Origin of the sequence: Streptococcus sp. HMSC065H07 (genome assembly GCF_001837325.1) — a bacterium.
GTDB lineage: Bacteria > Bacillota > Bacilli > Lactobacillales > Streptococcaceae > Streptococcus > Streptococcus salivarius_H.
Map to the genome: position 1 here is coordinate 73,593 of NZ_KV832050.1, position 324 is coordinate 73,916.

The 324-nt window shown below is 45.7% G+C and carries 1 protein-coding gene; it reads left to right on the forward strand.

Annotation, left to right across the window (positions count from 1 at the left end; translation table 11 throughout):
- Positions 1 to 324, forward strand: a 324-nt coding sequence (locus HMPREF2637_RS11745) for an N-acetylmuramoyl-L-alanine amidase family protein (RefSeq protein ID WP_141760043.1), incomplete at both ends; no start/stop codon positions are given.

Genomic DNA, 324 nt, shown 5'->3' on the forward strand with positions numbered 1-324 from the left:
TTGGCTTTGGAGCAACTTCAGCTGATGTGGTAGCCCCTAAGAAAATCGGTTCGGCATCAAAAGGAAACTACGATGTTTTAAATAAGGTTGTCTATCTAGATGCTGGCCATGGTGGCTATGATCCAGGAGCTTCGTACTTTGGTATTTCTGAAAAGAGCTTGACCTTGGCTATCCAAAGCCGAGTTAAGGCCAAATTAGAAGCAGAAGGCTATCAAGTCGTGACCACACGTACCAGCGATACCTATGTCGATTTGACAGATCGCTCTCGTGCAGCCAACGCCTCTGAATCGGATATCTTCGTAAGTATCCACATCAATGCTTCAG